Annotated in this window: 19 protein-coding genes; 15 read left to right on the top strand and 4 right to left on the bottom strand. The window is 45.9% G+C overall.

Going from position 1 to position 20,684, the window contains the following annotated elements:
• The first annotated feature begins 250 nt into the window (after window positions 1–250).
• The 4 genes from syd to Xkoz_RS10445 all read left to right on the top strand — a co-directional run bounded on the left by syd (window position 251) and on the right by Xkoz_RS10445 (window position 2,968).
• Entirely contained in the window at window positions 251–802 is a 552-nt protein-coding gene (syd, locus tag Xkoz_RS10460; protein WP_099142105.1) for a SecY-interacting protein, read from the top strand.
• A 603-nt stretch (window positions 803–1,405) separates the two neighbouring features.
• On the top strand, window positions 1,406–1,732 hold the full coding sequence (locus Xkoz_RS10455; protein WP_099142104.1) for a YqcC family protein: 327 nt from the start codon (window positions 1,406–1,408) through the stop codon (window positions 1,730–1,732).
• Window position 1,733: 1 nt separating this feature from the next.
• Window positions 1,734–2,486, top strand: a complete 753-nt coding sequence (truC, locus tag Xkoz_RS10450) for a tRNA pseudouridine(65) synthase TruC (RefSeq protein ID WP_099142103.1) — start codon at window positions 1,734–1,736, stop codon at window positions 2,484–2,486.
• A 35-nt stretch (window positions 2,487–2,521) separates the two neighbouring features.
• Window positions 2,522–2,968, top strand: coding sequence for a flavodoxin (locus tag Xkoz_RS10445; protein WP_099142102.1), 447 nt, complete (start codon window positions 2,522–2,524; stop codon window positions 2,966–2,968).
• Between the two features lie 61 nt (window positions 2,969–3,029).
• Here Xkoz_RS10445 and Xkoz_RS10440 read toward each other — a convergent pair whose 3' ends face one another.
• The 4 genes from Xkoz_RS10440 to map form a co-directional block, all read right to left on the bottom strand.
• A complete protein-coding gene (locus Xkoz_RS10440; RefSeq protein ID WP_099142101.1) occupies window positions 3,030–3,416 on the bottom strand; it encodes a DUF3461 family protein in 387 nt (128 codons plus the stop codon).
• 310 nt (window positions 3,417–3,726) lie between these two features.
• Window positions 3,727–4,551: a 2,3,4,5-tetrahydropyridine-2,6-dicarboxylate N-succinyltransferase gene (gene dapD, locus Xkoz_RS10435; protein ID WP_099142100.1), complete on the bottom strand. Its 825-nt coding sequence runs from the start codon at window positions 4,549–4,551 to the stop codon at window positions 3,727–3,729.
• A 33-nt stretch (window positions 4,552–4,584) separates the two neighbouring features.
• Complete coding sequence (gene glnD, locus Xkoz_RS10430) at window positions 4,585–7,239, bottom strand: bifunctional uridylyltransferase/uridylyl-removing protein GlnD (RefSeq protein WP_099142099.1); 2,655 nt, start codon at window positions 7,237–7,239, stop codon at window positions 4,585–4,587.
• Window positions 7,240–7,408: 169 nt separating this feature from the next.
• Window positions 7,409–8,206 (bottom strand): type I methionyl aminopeptidase, encoded by a 798-nt coding sequence (map, locus tag Xkoz_RS10425; protein ID WP_099142098.1) that lies wholly within the window; start codon window positions 8,204–8,206, stop codon window positions 7,409–7,411.
• Window positions 8,207–8,591: 385 nt separating this feature from the next.
• Between map and rpsB the strand changes: the two genes are divergently transcribed.
• The 11 genes from rpsB (at window position 8,592) to lpxD (ending at window position 20,667) form a co-directional block, all read left to right on the top strand.
• On the top strand, window positions 8,592–9,317 hold the full coding sequence (gene rpsB, locus Xkoz_RS10420; protein ID WP_099142097.1) for a 30S ribosomal protein S2: 726 nt from the start codon (window positions 8,592–8,594) through the stop codon (window positions 9,315–9,317).
• A gap of 168 nt (window positions 9,318–9,485) precedes the next feature.
• Window positions 9,486–10,343, top strand: a complete 858-nt coding sequence (gene tsf, locus Xkoz_RS10415) for a translation elongation factor Ts (RefSeq protein ID WP_099142096.1) — start codon at window positions 9,486–9,488, stop codon at window positions 10,341–10,343.
• Window positions 10,344–10,487: 144 nt separating this feature from the next.
• The gene (gene pyrH, locus Xkoz_RS10410) at window positions 10,488–11,216 is read left to right on the top strand and encodes a UMP kinase (RefSeq protein WP_099142095.1); all 729 of its coding nucleotides are present in this window, start codon (window positions 10,488–10,490) and stop codon (window positions 11,214–11,216) included.
• Window positions 11,217–11,386: 170 nt separating this feature from the next.
• On the top strand, window positions 11,387–11,944 hold the full coding sequence (gene frr, locus Xkoz_RS10405) for a ribosome recycling factor (protein ID WP_099142094.1): 558 nt from the start codon (window positions 11,387–11,389) through the stop codon (window positions 11,942–11,944).
• A gap of 171 nt (window positions 11,945–12,115) precedes the next feature.
• Complete coding sequence (gene ispC / locus Xkoz_RS10400) at window positions 12,116–13,312, top strand: 1-deoxy-D-xylulose-5-phosphate reductoisomerase (RefSeq protein WP_099142093.1); 1,197 nt, start codon at window positions 12,116–12,118, stop codon at window positions 13,310–13,312.
• A gap of 345 nt (window positions 13,313–13,657) precedes the next feature.
• Complete coding sequence (uppS, locus tag Xkoz_RS10395) at window positions 13,658–14,353, top strand: polyprenyl diphosphate synthase (RefSeq protein WP_244183446.1); 696 nt, start codon at window positions 13,658–13,660, stop codon at window positions 14,351–14,353.
• A gap of 9 nt (window positions 14,354–14,362) precedes the next feature.
• Window positions 14,363–15,226 (top strand): phosphatidate cytidylyltransferase, encoded by an 864-nt coding sequence (gene cdsA / locus Xkoz_RS10390; protein ID WP_099142091.1) that lies wholly within the window; start codon window positions 14,363–14,365, stop codon window positions 15,224–15,226.
• A gap of 9 nt (window positions 15,227–15,235) precedes the next feature.
• Entirely contained in the window at window positions 15,236–16,588 is a 1,353-nt protein-coding gene (rseP, locus tag Xkoz_RS10385) for a sigma E protease regulator RseP (protein WP_099142090.1), read from the top strand.
• Between the two features lie 34 nt (window positions 16,589–16,622).
• A complete protein-coding gene (gene bamA, locus Xkoz_RS10380) occupies window positions 16,623–19,004 on the top strand; it encodes an outer membrane protein assembly factor BamA (RefSeq protein ID WP_099142152.1) in 2,382 nt (793 codons plus the stop codon).
• 132 nt (window positions 19,005–19,136) lie between these two features.
• The gene (skp, locus tag Xkoz_RS10375; RefSeq protein WP_099142089.1) at window positions 19,137–19,634 is read left to right on the top strand and encodes a molecular chaperone Skp; all 498 of its coding nucleotides are present in this window, start codon (window positions 19,137–19,139) and stop codon (window positions 19,632–19,634) included.
• A 4-nt stretch (window positions 19,635–19,638) separates the two neighbouring features.
• A complete protein-coding gene (gene lpxD / locus Xkoz_RS10370; protein ID WP_099142088.1) occupies window positions 19,639–20,667 on the top strand; it encodes a UDP-3-O-(3-hydroxymyristoyl)glucosamine N-acyltransferase in 1,029 nt (342 codons plus the stop codon).
• The last annotated feature ends 17 nt before the right edge of the window (window positions 20,668–20,684 follow it).

Raw genomic sequence — 20,684 nt, 5'->3', positions numbered from 1 at the left:
CAAAAAGAAACCCCTTCCGATTTTTATATCAAGAATAATCGTAGGAAATAATATGGTTTGAATAGACCGAATGATATGTCAGATATCATTATTACAATTATAGCCTGCTTTTTCTGTTTGAAAGGCGAAATCCGAAATATTTTTTCTATGAAACTCAGACGATGGTAATATCATTCCTTATATATTGTTTTTCCAAAAAGTTTAAGAATAAGTAACATGATTAACCTGAAAATGTGGATGATATCATCATATGACCTTTAATCTGACAGAAGCACTTTCTGACTTTACCCGACGTTATGTTGAATTATGGCAAGAGAAAACGGGATTGCCGCCAGCCAGTCGCGAACTGTATGGCATACCTTCACCCTGTCTTGAACGCACGGGAGAGGATGTGGTGCATTGGCTTCCCCGGCCATTTTCTGCCGAAGAAAAACTTAGCAAAGTAGAAACAGCGTTGGCGATCCGCTTACAAGACGTTATCCATGATTACTATGTGATGCAGTTTGCCGGTGATATGACCGCCAGTCTGGATGGGCTAAGTTTCAGCCTGATTCAGGTATGGAGTGAAGATGATTTTATTCGCTTGCAGGAAAACCTGATTGGTCATCTTGTCACACAAAAGCGGTTAAAACTCTCGCCTACCGTATTTATTGGAACGACGGATACCGATATGGGATTGATTTCCGTCTGTAATTTGACGGGAAACGTGCTTCTTGAACAGTTTGGTCGCCATGAGCGGAAAACGTTATCCACCGATTTAGCCAGTTTCCTGACGGCTATCAATCCGGTTATGTGTGGTTGATTGCAGATATTGGGTTGCTGTTTTGTAAGAGATATCTCACATTTTGCGTGAGATATCTCTTTTAATCACGGCGTGAATATTATTTGATAAAATTATTTTTATTCTATATCAATGATATGCGTGATATTCCCCCAACGTGAATTTTTCCATCTTTCTTACGATGTGGGTTCAGTGGCTTGTTTCAACCGCCTGGATCATCGATCCTTTCACTGTTCCATAAGGAACCACAACTACAAAACAATAACCAGGGAATAAATCCATCGGGAAGATGGTACAAGGATGATTAGGTACAGGCAGGTACGCTAAATATTATCAATATAATGATTGAATAAAGGATAACTGACAGGGACGTATTTTGTCAGGGAAATTCGCAGGAAGCACCCCATGTAGCAGGATTGCTATGACAGCCACTCAGGTAACAGGAGAGAAAAAATCTCTCCTGTTACTTCACTTATATTTTTCTAACTATTTGTTCTTAATTATTGCCGCCATTTTTCCTGCCGTAACTTTTCCGCTGAAATCGTATCAATGATACTCTTACGCCCTAATGACACGGTGGCAGTTTTGTCATCTGGGCAACAGACAAATATCAGACGAAATAGCATGAGTATCGAGAAACAAATTCTACATAAATTACAGCTCATTGAAGCGACCATGAAAACGGTGGGGGTATGGCAAAATCATCCGCCTAAACCCGAAGCCTTTGAAAGCACCGAACCTTTCTCCATTGATACCATGTCAGCAGAAACGTGGCTCCAGTGGGTACTCATTCCAAGAATGCGCGCCATGATAGAGCAAGAAGCCAGCTTGCCGACGGCATTTACCATTGCTCCCTATTTTGAAGAAGCTTATCGAGAAGAAATGGCACGTTTTTTACCTTTGCTTGAGCATTTACGGGCGTTAGATAACCTTTTTACGCAGGATGCCTGATATGTTGGAGATTATTTATCAGGATGAGCATATTGTTGCCGTCAATAAACCCGCCGGATGGTTGGTTCACCGTAGTTGGCTGGCGCGCCATGAAACGGTTTTTGTGATGCAGACCTTGCGTGATCAAATTGGACAACATGTTTTCCCTGTCCATCGTCTGGACAGGCCAACATCTGGCGTCTTGCTGATGGCGCTTTCAAGTGAAGTCGCCAGAACACTTTCACAACAATTTGAATTCCACGATATACAAAAAACGTATCATGCTGTTGTACGGGGTTATGTTGAAGGTGATGGTATTATCGACTACGCCCTAATGGAAGAGTTGGATAAAATTGCGGATAAATTTGCGGATACCGATAGAGACGCGCAACCCGCAGTGACGTATTACCGTTCATTGGCAAAAGTGGAGTGTCCGGTTGAGATAGGGCGTTATCCAACATCACGTTTCAGTCTGGTGGAGTTAATGCCAAAAACCGGTCGTAAGCACCAATTGCGGCGACATATGGCACATATTCGGCATCCGATCATTGGGGATACTACGCACGGCGATTTGCGACAAAATCGAGGAATTGCTAAATATTATCAGACGGGCAGGTTAATGTTGCATGCCAGCCGACTTCAACTCAAGCATCCTGTGACAGCAGAGAACCTTCTTTTGGCTGCACGTTGGGAGCCATCATGGCAGCATTTGCTTGAACAGTTTGGCTGGCAAGGTATTGTACCTGATCTGGAATGTCTGACTATTCATGAATAAACGCAGTATCAAACCGGTTAAAGAGATCAATATTTATGGCAAAGATTGGTGTTTTCGTTGGTACAGTGTATGGCAATGCGTTGGCAGTTGCGGAACAAGCACAACAGATACTTGAGTTACAAGGGCATGAGGTTGAGGTCTTTGAAGACGCAACCTTAGAGCAGTGGCAAGCGTATTTGCAGGACGTTATCTTAGTGGTCACTTCGACGACAGGGCAAGGCGATCTGCCGGATAATATCCAGCCACTTTATACCGAGTTAACGGATAAATTAGGCTATCAGCCCGATCTGAGTTACGGGGTGATCGCGTTAGGTGACAGCAGTTACGACACTTTCTGTGGTGGTGGCTGCACTTTTGATGAACTGTTACAGGAACAGGGCGCCAAACGGATCGGTGATGTGCTACTGATTGATGCGATTGAGGTGGCTGAACCTGAACTCTTTGCCCAAAACTGGATTGAGGAGTGGGGGACTTCGTTGTAAGAAAGTGGCAGCACCGCTTATGCCTTTATGTGGATGAGAGGATAAGCGGTGTATGACAGCATTACTTATGGGTCAGCTTTTCCAAATCAGCTTCAATTTCTGCAATCTTATTTGCAACGACATGTTCGAGATGGCGTAAGTCGTCGAGGATCTTGCGTTGCAAATCCACTTCTCGCTGATCAGATTTACAAATTTGGTCTAACTCTTCAATGACATAACGTAGGTTAGTGTTAATTTCTTTGACTTCTTTATAACCCTGGCTTGAATGTTCATCAGAGATGGTCTTTAACTGGCGTGGATACTTAAATTTAACGCTTTTGGCGAAGAATTCGCCCTTATCCTTGCGAAAATAAATCTTCAGGATGTCGTTATTCGCTTCCTGACGGAGGCTATAGCGATCAATATCTTCAGGATGTGAAATCCCCAAACTTTTCAAGTTATCGTACATAGCGCGCCACCTAGTCATCTAAATGAAATGGAAAGACTAAAAAATAGTGGATTTATTATCCATGTCGTCATCATGAAAAGTCAATTGGTTAATGGGGCTTAAGGTTGTCTGGGCAAAAATCATCGCTAAATCAATAAAAATTGACATAGCCAATATGCGCCACAGGTAGCTTATTAATTGAACATCTTTCTCGTCTTCTTACGGCCTTTGGCGGGCAGAGAACAGGAAACTGTTATTTAAGAAGTCATTGATTGGTACGAGCCTGAAGATCAACAGCCACCCTCATGGGTGGCTCTGCTATTTTTGCAATTTAATCAATATTTCTCAGCAATTCATTAATACCCACTTTGCCACGGGTTTTGGCATCCACTTTTTTCACGATAACCGCGCAGTACAGGCTGTAGCTGCCATCTTTTGATGGAAGGTTGCCGGATACGACGACAGAACCGGCGGGGACGCGACCATAGTGGATTTCACCCGTTTCGCGATCATAGATTTTGGTGCTTTGGCCGATGTAAACCCCCATTGAGATCACCGAACCTTCTTCTACGATAACGCCTTCGACAATCTCAGAGCGTGCGCCGATAAAGCAGTTGTCTTCAATAATTGTTGGGTTGGCCTGCAATGGCTCCAAAACCCCACCAATGCCAACACCACCGGATAAGTGAACATTTTTACCGATCTGTGCACAGGAGCCGACGGTTGCCCAAGTGTCAACCATTGTGCCTTCATCCACGTAAGCGCCGAGATTGACGTACGATGGCATCAATACGGTGTTGCGGGCGATATAAGCCCCTTGGCGAACCGCCGCAGGCGGCACAACGCGAAATCCTTCTTGTTCGAAACGTGCCTGATCATAGTCAGCAAATTTCATCGGGACTTTGTCGAAATAGCGGCTTTCGGCGCCTTCCATCACTTGGTTGTCATTAATGCGGAAGGAAAGCAAGACCGCTTTTTTCAGCCATTGATGCGTTATCCACGTGCCGTCGATTTTTTCAGCCACACGCAGTTTGCCGTTGTCCAGCATTTGAATAACCTGGTTAATCGCATCGCGGGTTGCACCATCAACCGTAACCGGCGTGATGTTGACACGGTTTTCAAATGCATTTTCGATAATAGTTTGTAATTGCTGCATAAGTATGCGGTTCCTAATTTCAGTTAAGAGTTGCTATAGTTTATCCCGTGTGTCGAGGGCTTCTGTCAACCTTTCTGCTAATTCATCCCTTATTTTTTGATGTAATGCGTTTTGATCTTTATCTGCCAGGACAAAAAAGTCTTCAACACGTTCACCAATGGTGGTAATGCGCGCGCCATGCAGGGAAACCCCCAATTCAGCGAAAATATTACCGACGCGTGCCAGTAATCCGGGTTGATCTAATGCGATCAATTCCATGTAAGTACGGCGAGCATTTTGGGTCGGTAAAAAGTTAACTTTGGTTGGGACATTAAAATGGCGCAATTTTGCAGACAGATTGCGCGCCTTTGGTGCCTTGGGGTGGGGATCGTTTACGACATTCAGTAAGGCTTGGCGGATGGGTTCGTGACGATCAAACGCCAGTGGATGGCCGTTAGGATCTAAAACGACAAAGGTATCCATCGCCATATCATCACGATTAGTGAAAATTTGGGCATCGTGGACACTTAAATTACGCTTGTCTAGTTCCCCAACCACGGCAGCAAAAAGCGACGGCCTGTCCTGACACCAAATAAAAATTTCGGTGCCACCGTGAGAAAACGCGGTGCTGATCAGCACCATGGGTTCCAACGATGTGTGGTGGATTAGGTGGCTGGCGTGCCAGGCTAATTGGTCTGGGGTATGACGCAAGAAATAGTCTGCATGGCAACGGCTCCAGATGTTGTGTAAACGCTGTTCGTTGATATTTTCCTGTCGCAGAAGCGCCAATGCTTGCAAGCGATTGTTACGGATGCGTTCCCGTAAATCAGGCGTATTTTGGATACCCTGGCGCAATTGGGTTTTAGTGGCGAAATAGAGTTCGCGTATGAGGCTCTGTTTCCAGCTATTCCATAGCTTAGCGTTAGTGGCACAAATATCTGCAACGGTCAGGCAGGCTAAGTAATTCAGGCGGTTTTGGTTTTTAACCCGGCCGGCAAATTGCTGGATAATTTCAGGATCTTGAATATCCCGACGCTGTGCTGTCACTGACATTAGCAAGTGGTCGCGAACCAGCCATTCAACCAGTTCTGCTTCGTGGGTTGTCAGGCCATGCTGTCGTGCGAAGGCAAAGGCATCTTTGGCGCCAAGCTCGGAATGGTCGCCATTACGCCCTTTAGCAATATCATGAAAAAAAGCCGCCAGCCGCAATAGCTCTGGCTGAGGGAGACGCGGGTAAAGTTCAACACACAGAGGGTGGATCACGCGATTGTTTTCATCAGCAAAACTTTCCAGTTTTTGCAGTACGCGGATAGTGTGTTCGTCAACGGTATAAGCATGAAAAAGGTCAAATTGCATCTGGCCGACGATATTGCTCCAAAATGGCATATAAGCCCCTAAGACACTATGGCGGTGCATCGGGAGTAACGCCCCGGCCACTGCATCGGGATGGCGCAGGATATCCATGAAAATTTTTCGTGCTCTGGGGAGTTCACATAAAGGGGTACTCAGGTTTCTCCGGGCATAACGAAGTTGGCGCAATGTCGTGGAATAGATCCCCGCAATTTCACGACATTCCGCCATGTGATAAAACATTCTCAATATTGAAGTGGGATCACGGCTAAACAGGGTTTCATCGATAAGATCGATAAGGTTTCCCCGCAGTTGAAATTCGGCGTTCAGGGAACGAGGTTTCTCATTCGGCTGCAATGCCAGAATGGCTTCATCAAACAGTTGCAGCAGCATGTTATTCAGCTCACTGACACGGCGGGTCATGCGATAGAAATCTTTCATCATCCGCTCGACAGGCTGGTTTCTCTCCCCTTCGTAACCGAGGCGTTGAGCCACACTGAACTGATGTTCGAACAGCAGTCGGTTATCGTAACGAGTCACAACCAAATGAAGCGCAAAACGAATGCGCCAGAGAAAATGTTGGCACTCATTCAGTTCATTTCGCTCTTCCTGGGTCAGAAAACCAAAATTGACCATTTCATCTAAAGAAGCCGTGCCAAAATGGCGATGGGCAACCCAAAGTAACGTATGGATGTCACGTAACCCACCTGGGCTGCTTTTGATGTCAGGTTCCAGATTGTAACTGGTGCTGTGATAGCGTTGATGGCGTTCTTGTTGTTCGGTCACTTTGGCGGCGAAAAATTGGGCAGAAGGCCAGAAATCGTCACTAAAAATGTATTTCTGCAATTGTAAAAATAGCGGCAAGTTCCCGGCAATTAAGCGGGATTCAATGAGATTCGTCGCGATAGTGTGATCGGAAATCCCTCTTTGCTGGCACTCTTCGAATGTCCTGACACTATGGCCGACTTCAAGACGGATATCCCAAAGTAGGGCAATAAGTTGTCCGAGACGGGCTGACTGCTCTTCAGTCAATGGCGATTCACTGAGAATTAAGAGATCAATGTCAGAAAGAGGATGTAATTCGCGGCGGCCATAACCACCTACTGCAATCAGGGAAACCGCGTCTATCTGATTGAATCCCTGTTCCTGCCATAGCCGCTTTAACAGTTGGTCAATATAATCACTGCGGCTGTAAATCAGTGCTTCCGGTGAAATTCCGGCCTTGAACGCCTGCTCAAGCCAGAGCTGGAATTCATCAATATGCTGTTTAAGGGTCGGGAATTGCAGATCATCGTGGGAAAATTCCACAGGAGAAAGCGGCGGAATGGGCGCTTGCGCTAAGGAGTTATCGACCGGCATATGCAGAAACCTATTATGAGAAAGCCCATGAGGAAACAGACCATGATGACCAGACTACTGAGAAAATTATAGGATGAACAGATATTATTGGCAGAGATTGACGCTCCCCGTGGGTTAAAGATGGCAGGGAGCGTGTTGATTCATTTTAATAAATGGCGTCAGCCAGCCATTATGCGTTCACCAATACTGCTGAGATATGCGCCTCTTCTTCTTTGCGCAATGTCATAATTTCACAGCCATTATCGGTAACAACAAGGGTGTGCTCGTACTGCGCAGACCAGCCGCGATCTTTGGTTTTCACTGTCCAGCCATCTTTCATGGTGCGGATACGATAATCACCCGTGTTGACCATCGGCTCAATAGTGAATGCCATCCCTTTTTGCAATACCACACCGCCATCATCAGCATCATAATGCAGAACATGGGGTTCTTCGTGGAAAACTCGGCCAATACCGTGGCCGCAATATTCACGGACAACCGAGTAATCGTGGCTTTCGACAAATTGCTGAATGGCTTTGCCAATGGTGCGCAGACGGATGCCAGGTTTGACCATTTTCAGGGCAAGGTACAGGCTTTCCTGCGTTACATGACACAGGCGCTCACCCTGAATGGTTGGCTTGCCGACTATGAACATCTTAGACGTATCACCGTGGAACTCATCTTTGATGACGGTAACGTCAATATTGACGATATCCCCTTCTTTCAGGGTCTTATCATCACTTGGAATACCGTGACAAACGACATCATTGACAGAAATACACACGGATTTAGGAAAACCGTGATAGCCCAGACAAGCCGAAATAGCCTGTTGTTTCTCGGTAATGTGGGTGTGGCAAATACGATCAAGCTCACCCGTTGTGACACCAGCCTTAACATAAGGCGCAATCATTTCCAGAACTTCGGCGGCCAGACGTCCGGCAACCCGCATTTTCTGAATGTCTTCTTCTGTTTTGATAGAAATAGCCATGAAATGGGTCCATTTAAGTCGGAAAACCACCGACTAATTGAGATTAATGAGGGAAAGTGTTGTCGGTAATGGTATCAGTCCGTCGAATGGATGCCAATATAGCCTGCATCAGTAGCGATAACAAATGCCGCTGTAACAAATGTTGGAGTCTGGTGGCGGTTTGTGGTATAAAGCGCGCCGGTATTCCGCGTAATTGTTTCTGATGTGGGGCAATTCGTCAGGGATACTCAATAAACTCATTATGTGTAAATAACACACACGGATCGGCACATACACCGGGGTGCTCTTATGCAGTTAATTCATTGATATGAATAACCGCAGTCAATGAGTCGGTGTCATGGGATCTGTGGAGGCATAACCCCAATTAACTTTATAGAGGTCTAAAATGGCAACTGTTTCCATGCGCGATATGCTGCAAGCGGGCGTTCACTTCGGTCACCAGACTCGTTACTGGAACCCAAAAATGAAACCTTTCATCTTTGGTGCGCGTAACAAAGTTCATATCATCAACCTGGAAAAAACTGTTCCAATGTTCAACGATGCTCTGGCAGAACTGAACAAAATTGCTTCCCGTAAAGGTAAGATTCTGTTTGTTGGCACCAAGCGTGCTGCTAGCGAAGCAGTAAAAGAAGCAGCCCTGAGCTGTGACCAATACTTCGTTAACCACCGTTGGTTAGGTGGTATGCTGACTAACTGGAAAACTGTTCGTCAGTCAATCAAGCGTTTGAAAGATCTGGAAGCTCAGTCTCAGGACGGGACTTTTGACAAGCTGACTAAAAAAGAAGCGCTGATGCGTACTCGTGAGCTTGGCAAACTGGAAAACAGCCTGGGTGGTATCAAAGACATGGGCGGCCTGCCTGATGCGCTGTTTGTGATCGATGCTGAACATGAACACATTGCTATCAAAGAAGCAAACAACCTGGGTATCCCTGTATTCTCTATCGTTGATACTAACTCTGATCCAGATGGCGTTGACTTCATCATCCCTGGTAACGACGACGCAATCCGTGCAGTGAAACTCTATTTGACCGCTGCAGCTACCGCTGTTCGTGAAGGTCGTTCTCAGGATCTGGCTGTTCAGGCTGAAGAAGGTCTTGTAGACGCTGAATAATAAGGCATGCTCATTTTGTTTGAGCCCTTATTGACCAGGTATTGAAATATATTGGTTAGGGGGCCTGTCACGGCCCCCTTTACATATCTGATATAGAACTATTATCTGATATAGAACTTTCCACGCGGAATATTATCTTCCCGCGAGACACATCGAGGAATAAAACAAATGGCTGACATTACCGCTGCTCTGGTAAAAGAACTGCGTGAGCGTACTGGCGCAGGCATGATGGAATGTAAAAAAGCACTGGTTGAAGCAAATGGTGATATCGAACTGGCTATCGATAACATGCGTAAATCAGGTCAGGCAAAAGCGGCTAAGAAAGCAGGCCGTGTTGCTGCTGAAGGTGTGATTCTGGTTGAAGTTGCGGCTGATGCGAAATTCGCAGCGATCGTTGAACTGAACTGTGAAACTGACTTCGTTGCTAAAGATGCTGGCTTCCTGGCGTTCGGTAAAGAAGTTATCGCTGCTGTTATGGCAGACAAAAATGCTGATATCGATGCACTGAAAGCCCAGTTCGAAGAACAGCGCACTGCTCTGGTTGCGAAAATTGGTGAAAACATCAACATTCGTCGCGTTGCTATTCTGGAAGGCGAAGCAGTGGGTTCTTACCTGCACGGCGCTCGTATCGGTGTTCTGGTTGCGGCTGAAGGCGCAAGCGAAGAACTGATCAAACACATTGCAATGCACGTTGCTGCAAGCAAGCCAGAATATGTGAACCCAACTGACGTTCCTGCTGATGTCGTTGAGCGTGAGCATCAGATCCAGTTAGACATCGCAATGCAATCAGGTAAGCCTCGCGAAATTGCAGAGAAAATGGTTTCTGGCCGTATGAACAAATTCACCGGTGAAATCTCTCTGACTGGCCAAAACTTCGTGATGGACCCAAGCAAATCTGTTGGCGATCTGCTGAAAGAAAACAATGCTAAGGTTATCAACTTCATCCGCTTCGAAGTTGGTGAAGGTATTGAGAAAATTGAAGCTGATTTCGCAGCAGAAGTTGCTGCAATGAGCAAACAGTCTTAATTTTCTTGAACGGAGCCGCCGATAGGCGGTTCTGTTTTATCTCATGATGAGTTTTTACATCTGGGCTTTATCGCGTGGATGTGTAGTTGTTGAATAAGTCATAATAATTCCCCAATATTCCTTATCTGCTTAGGACTGAACACCATGGCAACCAATGCAAAACCCGTATATCAGAGAATCCTGCTTAAGCTCAGTGGAGAAGCCCTGCAAGGCGCAGAAGGTTTTGGTATCGACGCCAGCGTCTTAGATCGCATGGCTCAGGAAGTCAAAGAACTGGTTGAGCTGGGTATTGAGGTCGGTGTCGTTATTGGAGGAGGCAACCTGTTTCGTGGTGCCGGATTGGCAGAAGCAGGAATGAACCGTGTAGTCGGCGACCACATGGGTATGTTGGCGACTGTGATGAATGGTCTGGCAATGCGTGATGCCTTGCACCGCGCCTATGTGAACGCTCGTTTGATGTCTGCCATTCCACTGAATGGCGTGTGTGACAATTATAGCTGGGCTGAGGCGATCAGCTTACTGCGTCACGGTCGTGTTGTTATTTTCTCTGCGGGTACGGGTAACCCGTTCTTTACAACCGATTCTGCTGCATGTCTGCGTGGCATTGAAATCGAAGCGGATGTTGTGTTAAAAGCAACCAAAGTTGATGGCGTTTATTCTGCTGATCCGGCAAAAGATCCTGAAGCCGTTCTCTACAATAAGCTCACTTATCAGGACGTATTGGAGCGTGAATTAAAAGTAATGGATCTGGCCGCCTTTACGCTGGCTCGTGATCATAACCTGCCAATTCGTGTCTTTAATATGAACAAACCAGGCGCACTTCGTCGTGTTGTGATGGGAGAAAGTGAAGGTACATTGATTTCTCACGGCTGATTTTTCACAGTTCGTGCTCAGAGACATGGGTGAAATTTGACGGTATGATCGGCATCCTGATGCGCCAAATTGAATGACACAGGGCCACATATGCTTTAGCGTATTTGACACGTATCTGTGGCTTACGCAGTATGGCCTAAAAAAATAACCATCTCCCAAGGGTTTGTAACGTGATTAATGAAATCAAAAAAGACGCACAAGACCGCATGGAAAAAAGCGTCGAAGCACTGAAAAATCAAATTAGCAAGGTTCGTACTGGCCGTGCTTCTCCTAGCCTATTGGATGGCATCAGCGTTGAATATTATGGCTCTGCGACTCCGTTGCGTCAGATTGCCAACGTCGTTGCAGAAGATGCCCGCACTCTGGCGATCACCGTATTTGATCGTTCTATGACGGCGGCGATTGAAAAGGCCATTATGGCTTCTGATCTGGGGCTGAACCCTTCTTCTGCGGGAACCATTATTCGTGTTCCATTGCCACCACTGACAGAAGAGCGCCGTAAGGATCTCATTAAAGTTGTCCGTGGAGAAGCAGAGCAGGGGCGTGTATCCATTCGTAACATTCGCCGTGATGCGAACGATAAGGTTAAGACTTTGCTGAAAGATAAAGAGATCAGTGAAGATGAAGAACGTCGTTCACAAGATGAAATTCAGAAACTGACTGACAGCTTCATTAAGAAAATTGATGAAGCGCTGGCAAATAAAGAAACTGAGTTGATGGATTTCTAATTGCCGTTTCATGCATACAACGTCGCAGCCCTTGCGGCGTTGTTCTTATCCTGGATATTACACTTCGTATCACATTTCTTTCTCAAGCGATGGACATAGCGATCCGCACCGCTCAAACTATGACGATTTTCCATTGCAATTTTATATCAGTAGCATACTTAGAGTATTAAAATGAAACGGTTAACTATTCTTGGCTCAACGGGTTCGATTGGGAAAAGTACGCTTGCTGTTGTTCGAAATAACCCGGAGAAATTCAGTGTAGTTGCACTGGTTGCTGGGAAAAATATTGAAGTTATGGCACAGCAATGTCTGGAATTCCACCCTCAATACGCAGCGATGGCAGATGAGCCGTCAGCAAAAGCTCTACGCCAGTTATTGCAAGAGCAGGGAAGCCAAACTGAAGTTTTGTTCGGTAAAGACGCTATTTGTGATTTGGCTGCACTGGACGACGTCGATCAAGTCATGTCAGCCATTGTTGGCGTCGCAGGTTTATTACCGACTTTGGCTGCTATCCGCAAAGGCAAACAAGTCCTGCTGGCGAACAAAGAATCTTTGATTACCAGTGGTCGTCTGTTTATGGATGCGGTAGTCCAATATAAAGCGCAATTGCTGCCCATTGACAGTGAACATAATGCCATTTTCCAAAGTCTGCCAGAGGCGGTTCAGCACAACCTTGGCAACGTCAATTTAAAAGAGCACGGTATTTCCAGCATCATCCTGACGGGATCAGGTGGGCCGTTTCGCAAAACGCCTTTGGAGAAGTTGCCCGTCGTGACGCCAGATGAGGCATGTGCCCATCCTATCTGGTCAATGGGACGTAAAATCTCTGTTGATTCTGCCACCATGATGAACAAGGGGCTGGAGTATATCGAAGCGCGTTACCTGTTCAATGCTTCCGCCGATGAAATGGAAGTATTATTGCATCCCCAATCGGTCATCCATTCAATGGTTCGTTACCAGGATGGCAGCATCATCGCGCAACTGGGAACGCAGGACATGTGCACGCCAATCGCTTATGCGATGGCTTATCCTAATCGCATCCCTTCTGGTGCCAAGCCACTGGATTTTACTGAATTGAGCATGCTCACTTTTGAATCTCTGGATTATCAGCGTTACCCTTGCCTGGCGCTGGCGATTGAGGCTTGTCATCAGGGGCAGGCAGCAACAACGGCGTTGAATGCAGCCAACGAAGAGACCGTTGATGTTTTTTTGCAAGGTGGAATCCGTTTCACCGATATTGCGATAATCAATCGGTTGGTGGTTGAAAAAGTCAATTTATCTGAACCTCAAAGTATCGAAGAAATCTTAGAAATCGATAACATAGCCAGAGACTTAGCAAGAGAAGCCATAAGCACTTTTGCCAAATAGCAAGTTTTATTAATAAATATAGGTTTGCTTTTTGGCAAATGATATAGTTCGCGGGTAAATTACAGTTGCTATAATAGTCGTTTTAATTATTTAGTGCCTATATTTTAATCATGGCTAAACGTAGGCATACCAGAGGAAAAGGCTTTCATTCAGAGTGTAGATCGTGCCAGAAATAGCCGTGGTATCCGTGGTCATTGTTGACACGTGGCACGGCTTTTTCACGTTTGGAAGTGATTGAGTTTACCAATAAGTCAGCTTAGTTATTTAAGTTAAGGATTATTTTGAGTGATATCTCCCAGTGATAGTGACTCATTGCCAGCGTTACCCAGACATGTCGCCATCATTATGGATGGTAATGGTCGCTGGGCAAAAAAACGGGGCAAATTAAGAGTCTTTGGCCACCGCGCAGGAATTAAAGCAGTACGAAGTGCCGTGAGTTTTTCAGTGAAACATCATATTAACTCACTGACACTCTATGCTTTTAGCAGCGAAAACTGGAATCGCCCACAGCAGGAAGTCAGTTCATTGATGGAGTTGTTTGTTTTCGCGCTCGATAATGAAGTTAAAAACCTGCATAAACACAATGTGAAATTGTCTGTTATTGGTGATATCAGTCGTTTTAGCTCACGGTTGCAGGAGCGTATTCGCCGTTCTGTTGAATTGACAGCGGGTAATAGCGGATTGCAGCTCAATATTGCCGCTAACTACGGTGGTCGTTGGGATCTGGTTCAGAGTTTTAAACATATTGCTGAAAAGATTAAAGCCGATGAATTGGCACCGGAAGAAATTACCGAAGCGACAATTGATAACGCCATCCATTTAAGTCAGCAGCCTGAAGTCGATCTGGTGATTAGAACGGGAGGCGAACATCGTATCAGTAATTTCCTGTTATGGCAGATCGCTTATGCAGAATTGTATTTTACCGATATACTTTGGCCTGATTTTGATGAAATTGCTTTTGAAGGTGCGATTAATGCCTTTGCCAAACGAGAACGCCGATTTGGCGGAACAATACCAGACGATGCCGAAGTGGGATCATAGGAGGAGAACTTGCTGAAGTACCGTCTTTTAACTACGTTGATATTGATTCCACTTGTTATTGTAGCGCTGTTTTTCCTCCCCCCATCAGGGTTTGGGCTGGTTGTCATCGCTGTTTCAACACTTGCTGCGTGGGAATGGGGGCAATTTGCTGGTCTCTTTACTCAATTTAAACGTATTACACTCGCTGTGTTATGTGCTGTAGGGTTATTGGCCTTACAGTACTCTTTGTCGGATTTTTCTCATCTTATTGAAAAACCACAAATTGTCTATCTGCTATGGGCCGGCATGCTTTGGTGGGTGGCCGCCATTTTATTGGTGGTGACTTATCCGGCTTCTGCTTCCGTGTGGAAATCGTCGGTTGTCTTGCGCCTGCTCTTCGGGGTTCTGACGATTGTGCCATTTTATTGTGGCATGATGGTACTGCGTACCCAAGGCTATGAACAGAATACCTATGATGGCGCATGGTGGTTGCTGTATGTCATGTTGTTGGTATGGGCTGCCGATTCAGGTGCTTATATTGTTGGCCGCACAATGGGTAAGCATAAAATGGCTCCGAAAGTATCGCCAGGCAAGACGCTTGAAGGGCTGGTTGGGGGATTATTAACGGCTGCGCTGATATCGTGGTTGTTCGGTAAATTTGCCCCTGTCCCCACGATGCCAGAACATTTGTTGCTAATTTCTGCGGTGGTGGTGATTGCCTCAGTCTTTGGCGATCTGACTGAAAGTATGTTTAAGCGGGAATCTGGGATCAAAGACAGTAGTCAATTGATTCCAGGACATGGCGGTGTCATGGATAGGGTGGATAGTCTAACTGCGGCAGTTCCGGTGTTTGCTGGGCTGGTTATGTTGATTTCTTCTGGATTGACTCTCTGAAGGTACGTAATGGATATTCTCTGGAATCTGGCTGCATTTATTGTTGCTTTGGGTGTTCTTATCACAGTGCATGAGTTTGGCCATTTTTGGGTTGCCAGACGATGCGGTATCTACGTTGAACGCTTTTCCATCGGATTTGGCAAGGTGCTTTGGCGTCGGACAGATAAACAGGGAACCGAATACGTTATCGCTCTTATCCCCCTGGGTGGATATGTCAAAATGCTGGATGAACGGGTAGGGGAAGTTGCTCCCGAACGTCGTCATATGGCATTTAATAATAAAACTATTGGCCAGCGCGCGGCAGTGATCAGCGCGGGGCCAATCGCAAACTTCATTCTGGCGGTTATCGCTTATTGGCTGGTTTTTGTGATTGGCGTGCCATCCGTGCGTCCGGTCGTGTTGGATGTTAAGCCAAACTCGATTGCTGCACAGGCAAATATTTTGCCTGGAATGGAACTAAAGGCCGTTAATGGTATCGAAACTTCTGATTGGAATTCAGTACGCCTTGCCATGGTTGGTCAGGTCGGGGCGGCATCGGTCACTGTGGATGTCTTACCCCTGAATGCGTTTGGCGGTGTTCAAAAGACACTGGATTTACGTCAATGGTCTTTCGATCCATCCAGGCAGGATATTTTGCTGTCCTTAGGCATTATGCCTGTTGTACCGCGGCTTAGTTCACAAGTGGAAAAAGTTTATCCTGCTTCAGCCGCTGAAAAAGCGGGTTTACAAAGTGGGGATAGGATCGTTAAAGTCAACGATCAAGATGTAGATGTGTGGCACACTTTTTCATCTTTTGTCAGGAAGAATCCGAATATTCCTCTAAAATTGGACGTTGCGAGGGCAGGAGGAATGGTTTCTCTGTCCCTGACCCCCGAAGTCAGAAAATTATCCAACGGCCGTGAGGAGGGATTTGCTGGCGCCGAACTGAAAATCATTCCATTAGCGGATGAATATAAGGTTATTCAGCAATATGGACCTTTTTCTGCCCTTTATGAGGCGGGAGATAAGACTTGGCAATTAATGAAGCTGACTGTCAATATGATCGGCAAATTGATTGTGGGTGACTTAAAACTTAATAACCTGAGCGGCCCGATTTCCATTGCTAAGGGTGCGGGAGTATCGGCTGATTCTGGCTTGGTGTATTATTTGATGTTTTTGGCGCTGATTAGCGTCAATCTTGGGATCATTAATTTGTTCCCATTACCTGTACTAGATGGTGGACACTTGCTTTTCCTGGCGATCGAGAAGATCAAGGGGGGGCCAGTTTCCGAGCGTGTACAAGACTTCAGTTATCGCATTGGTGCTATATTACTGGTGTTATTAATGGGGCTTGCACTTTTCAATGATTTCTCCCGCTTTTAAAGTGGGGGACCGGTTAGGAAAACGCATAACAACGATGGCGATGAAAAAGTTGCTCATAGCGTCGCTGCTGTTCGGCAGCGCCACTGCATACGGTTCAGACGGATTCGTGGTTCAGGACATTCACTTTGAGGGTCTTCAACGTGTCACCGTTGGTGCAGCATTATTGAATATGCCAGTTCGAGTAGGTGATACGGTTAGTGATGAAGATATTAGCCGTGCGATCCATTCATTGTTCGCAACTGGAAACTTTGAAGATGTTCGTGTCTTACGTGATGGCACTTCACTGGTTGTTCAAGTCAAAGAACGGCCAACCATCGCCAGCATTACTTTCACCGGTAACAAATCGGTGAAGGATGACATGCTTAAGCAAAACCTTGAAGCCTCTCGTGTTCGTGTTGGTGAAGCCCTTGACCGCACTATGCTGTCTAATATTGAGAAAGGGCTGGAAGATTTCTATTACAGTGTTGGTAAATACAGTGCGACAGTCAAAGCTGTTGTTACACCACTGCCCCGCAACCGTGTTGACTTGAAACTCGTTTTCTCTGAAGGGGTTTCTGCCAAGATCCAACAAATTAATATTGTGGGTAATAAAGCCTTCTCAACCAATGAACTGCTTAACAATTTCCAACTGAGGGATGATGTTCCCTGGTGGAACATGATGGCTGACGAGAAATACCAGAAACAAAAATTAGCCGGTGATCTTGAAACCTTGCGCAGTTTCTATCTTGACCGAGGTTATGCTCGTTTCAATATTGGCTCGACTCAAGTTAACCTGACGCCTGACAAAAAAGGTATTTATATCACGGTTAATATCACCGAAGGCGATCAATATAAAATCGCCGGCGTTGATTTGAATGGTAATTTGGCGGATTACCAGTCCCAAATCGAAGAATTGACGAAAATCGAACCCGGCTCGCTGTATAACGGTGCAGAAGTCACCAAGATGGAAACCGCCATCAAAAATCTGCTTGGTCGCCACGGTTATGCCTATCCTCGCGTCATGACACAACCTGAAATCAACGACACCGACAAGACGGTTAAGCTGCTTGTCAATGTTGATGCCGGCAATCGCTTCTATGTACGTAAGATCCGTTTTTCAGGCAATAGTGTGAGTAAAGATGCCGTATTGCGTCGTGAAATGCGTCAAATAGAAGGCTCATGGCTGGGAAGTGATTTGGTTGAACAGGGTAAAGAGCGCCTAAATCGATTAGGGTATTTTGACTCTGTTGATGTGGAAACTGATCGTGTACCGGGTAGTCCGGATCAGGTTGACGTGGTTTACAAAGTGAAAGAACGTAATACGGGTTCGATGAACTTTGGTGTTAGCTTTGGTACAGAAAGTGGTATGGGTTTCCAGATCGGTCTCCAACAGGCCAACTGGCTGGGAACCGGGAACTCCGTGGGTATCAACGCCAGTAAAAATGACTACTCAACATCCGCCGATTTATCCATGACGAACCCTTATTTCACTGTCGATGGGGTAAGTTTGGGTGGACGCGTGTTCTATAACGACTTCCGCGCCGATGATGCTGATCTTTCGAATTACACTAATAAAGCCTACGGCACTGAGGGAACATTCGGTTTTCCATTGAATGAAAATAACGGCCTGTCATTTAGGGTAAGTTATATCCATAACTCACTGTCTAACATGCGGCCACAGGCTGCGATGTGGCGTTATTGGGACAAAATGGGTAAGCATCCAAATTATAAAGACAAGGCACAGTTTGATTCCAATGACTTCACCATCACAACAGGGTGGGTTTACAACAATCTTGACCGTGGTTTCTTCCCAACATCGGGCGTGAAATCCTCTCTGGATGCGAAAGTGACTATTCCTGGCTCAGATAACCAGTTCTATAAAGTCACCTGGAACTCAGCCGGTTACTACCCACTGGATGATAATCACTCATGGGTACTGATGGGACGTACGCGCTTAGGATATGGCGGCGGTTTTGGTGGCAAGGAAATGCCATTCTATGAAAATTTCTATGCCGGTGGTTCCAACAGTGTTCGTGGTTTCCGGTCGAATAATATTGGGCCGAAAGCCGTTTATTTCGATGAAAGTAGTAAACCAGTGAAAGATAGCCCGTCTCGTGATGCCGTGGGCGGTAACGCGACGGCGGTTGCGAGTTTTGAATTGATTACTCCGACACCGTTCCTGGATGCCAAATATGCTAACTCCTTGCGGACTTCGTTCTTTGTCGATGCGGGAACCGTGTGGGATACCAACTGGAATAAGACTTACGCTGGGGTGCCAGATTACAGTAAGCCAAATAACGTCCGTGTTTCGGCGGGTATTGCTCTGCAATGGATATCACCATTAGGGCCATTGAGCTTCTCCTATGCGCAGCCAATTAAGGAATACGCAGGTGATAGAGCAGAGCAGTTCCAGTTCAATATTGGCGGGGTTTGGTAATTATTAACCATTTTTGGTGAAAATCGCCCTATTATTAGATAGGGCGATAATCAGAGTAAATCTTACAGCCCAATGGGATAGTCTCTAACGTCTTCCAATCTGTAAAAATAGCGTAGGTCAAAGGAGTTTATAGTGAAGAAAATATTGTGTGCAGCAAGTTTAGGTATAGCATTAGCGTTCTCTGCGGGTGTGCAGGCGGCAGATAAAATTGCTTTAGTGAACGTTGCTGAAGTCTTCCAACAGTTACCTGCCCGTGAAGCGGTGGCAAAACAGTTGGAAAATGAGTTTAAAGGCCGCGCAACTGAATTACAGCGTATGGAATCTGAGCTGCAAACTAAAATCCAAAAATTACAGCGTGATGGCTCAACCATGAAAGCCAGCGAACGCGAAAAATTGGAAAAAGAAGTGATGGCGAAACGTGATGAATTTGCTCAGAAAGCACAGAACTTTGAAAACGACAACCGTCGTCGCCAGATGGAAGAACGTAATAAGATCCTGAGCCGTATTCAGGATGCTGTTAAAGTGATCGCAGGTAAAGAAGGTTACGATCTTGTGCTGGATGCAAATACCGCTGTGTATTCCGTGCCGAGTAAAGATATCACTTCTGAAGTACTGAAACAGGTTAAGTAAGTAGATGGTTTCGATTCGATTGGCTGATCTCGCTCAGCAGTTGAATGCGCAATTGCATGGTGATGGCGATATCGTCATCACCGGTATTGCGCCAATGTATTCAGCAAATAACGAGCAAATTACATTTTTATCCGACAGTCGTTATACTGACAAACTGGCTGCATGTCAGGCTGCGGCTGTTGTGTTGCGCGAAGCGGATCTCCCTCACTGCCAGGTTGCCGCGTTGGTTGTTAATGATCCTTACATTGCCTATGCACGCATGGCGCAACTCATGGATACCACACCGAAACCTGCACAAGATATCCACCCAACAGCCGTTATCTCCCCTGAGGCGATATTGGGCGAAAATGTGGCCATTGGTGCCAATGCGGTTATCGAATCCGGCGTCGTGCTGGGTGATAATGTTATCGTTGGTGCGGGTTGCTTTATTGGAAAAAATGCACGGATTGGGGTAAAAAGTCGCCTTTGGGCCAATGTCTCGGTATACCATAATGTTGAAATTGGTGAGTCGTGCTTGATCCAATCAGGGGCTGTTATAGGTTCTGATGGTTTTGGTTATGCCAATGAACGTGGGAATTGGGTTAAAATTCCCCAGCTAGGCACAGTGATCATCGGAGACCGCGTTGAAATTGGAGCCTGCACGACAATTGATCGCGGCGCGTTGGATAACACAGTTATCGGTAATGGTGTTATCATAGACAATCAATGCCAGATTGCCCATAACATAACAATCGGAGATAACACCGCAATCGCGGGTGGTGTCGTTATGGCGGGCAGTTTGAAAGTTGGCCGTTACTGTATGATTGGTGGCGCCAGTGTCATTAATGGACACATAGAAATCTGTGATAAGGCTATCGTCACTGGTATGAGCATGGTGATGCGTTCAATTACAGAGCCTGGCATGTACTCGTCAGGTATCCCGTTACAACCGAACAAAGTTTGGCGCAAAACTACCGCTTTAGTCATGAATATTAATGAGATGAACAAGCGGTTGAGATCAGTTGAACGCAAACTGGAAGGTGAAAACGAATAGTCATACCAGCATCCTGG

The sequence above is a fragment of the Xenorhabdus kozodoii genome (genome assembly GCF_002632875.1).
Lineage (GTDB): Bacteria > Pseudomonadota > Gammaproteobacteria > Enterobacterales > Enterobacteriaceae > Xenorhabdus > Xenorhabdus kozodoii.
Note: the sequence above shows the minus strand (reverse complement) of the source record. Positions and strands in the feature narration are given on the sequence as shown.

Coding starts and splice junctions, on each gene's coding strand:
- syd (WP_099142105.1), top strand. CDS start 251: ATGACCTTTAATCTGACAGAAGCACTTTCTGACTTTACCCGACGTTAT.
- Xkoz_RS10455 (WP_099142104.1), top strand. CDS start 1,406: ATGAGTATCGAGAAACAAATTCTACATAAATTACAGCTCATTGAAGCG.
- truC (WP_099142103.1), top strand. CDS start 1,734: ATGTTGGAGATTATTTATCAGGATGAGCATATTGTTGCCGTCAATAAA.
- Xkoz_RS10445 (WP_099142102.1), top strand. CDS start 2,522: ATGGCAAAGATTGGTGTTTTCGTTGGTACAGTGTATGGCAATGCGTTG.
- Xkoz_RS10440 (WP_099142101.1), bottom strand. CDS start 3,416: ATGTACGATAACTTGAAAAGTTTGGGGATTTCACATCCTGAAGATATT.
- dapD (WP_099142100.1), bottom strand. CDS start 4,551: ATGCAGCAATTACAAACTATTATCGAAAATGCATTTGAAAACCGTGTC.
- glnD (WP_099142099.1), bottom strand. CDS start 7,239: ATGCCGGTCGATAACTCCTTAGCGCAAGCGCCCATTCCGCCGCTTTCT.
- map (WP_099142098.1), bottom strand. CDS start 8,206: ATGGCTATTTCTATCAAAACAGAAGAAGACATTCAGAAAATGCGGGTT.
- rpsB (WP_099142097.1), top strand. CDS start 8,592: ATGGCAACTGTTTCCATGCGCGATATGCTGCAAGCGGGCGTTCACTTC.
- tsf (WP_099142096.1), top strand. CDS start 9,486: ATGGCTGACATTACCGCTGCTCTGGTAAAAGAACTGCGTGAGCGTACT.
- pyrH (WP_099142095.1), top strand. CDS start 10,488: ATGGCAACCAATGCAAAACCCGTATATCAGAGAATCCTGCTTAAGCTC.
- ispC (WP_099142093.1), top strand. CDS start 12,116: ATGAAACGGTTAACTATTCTTGGCTCAACGGGTTCGATTGGGAAAAGT.
- uppS (WP_244183446.1), top strand. CDS start 13,658: ATGGATGGTAATGGTCGCTGGGCAAAAAAACGGGGCAAATTAAGAGTC.
- rseP (WP_099142090.1), top strand. CDS start 15,236: ATGGATATTCTCTGGAATCTGGCTGCATTTATTGTTGCTTTGGGTGTT.
- bamA (WP_099142152.1), top strand. CDS start 16,623: ATGGCGATGAAAAAGTTGCTCATAGCGTCGCTGCTGTTCGGCAGCGCC.
- lpxD (WP_099142088.1), top strand. CDS start 19,639: ATGGTTTCGATTCGATTGGCTGATCTCGCTCAGCAGTTGAATGCGCAA.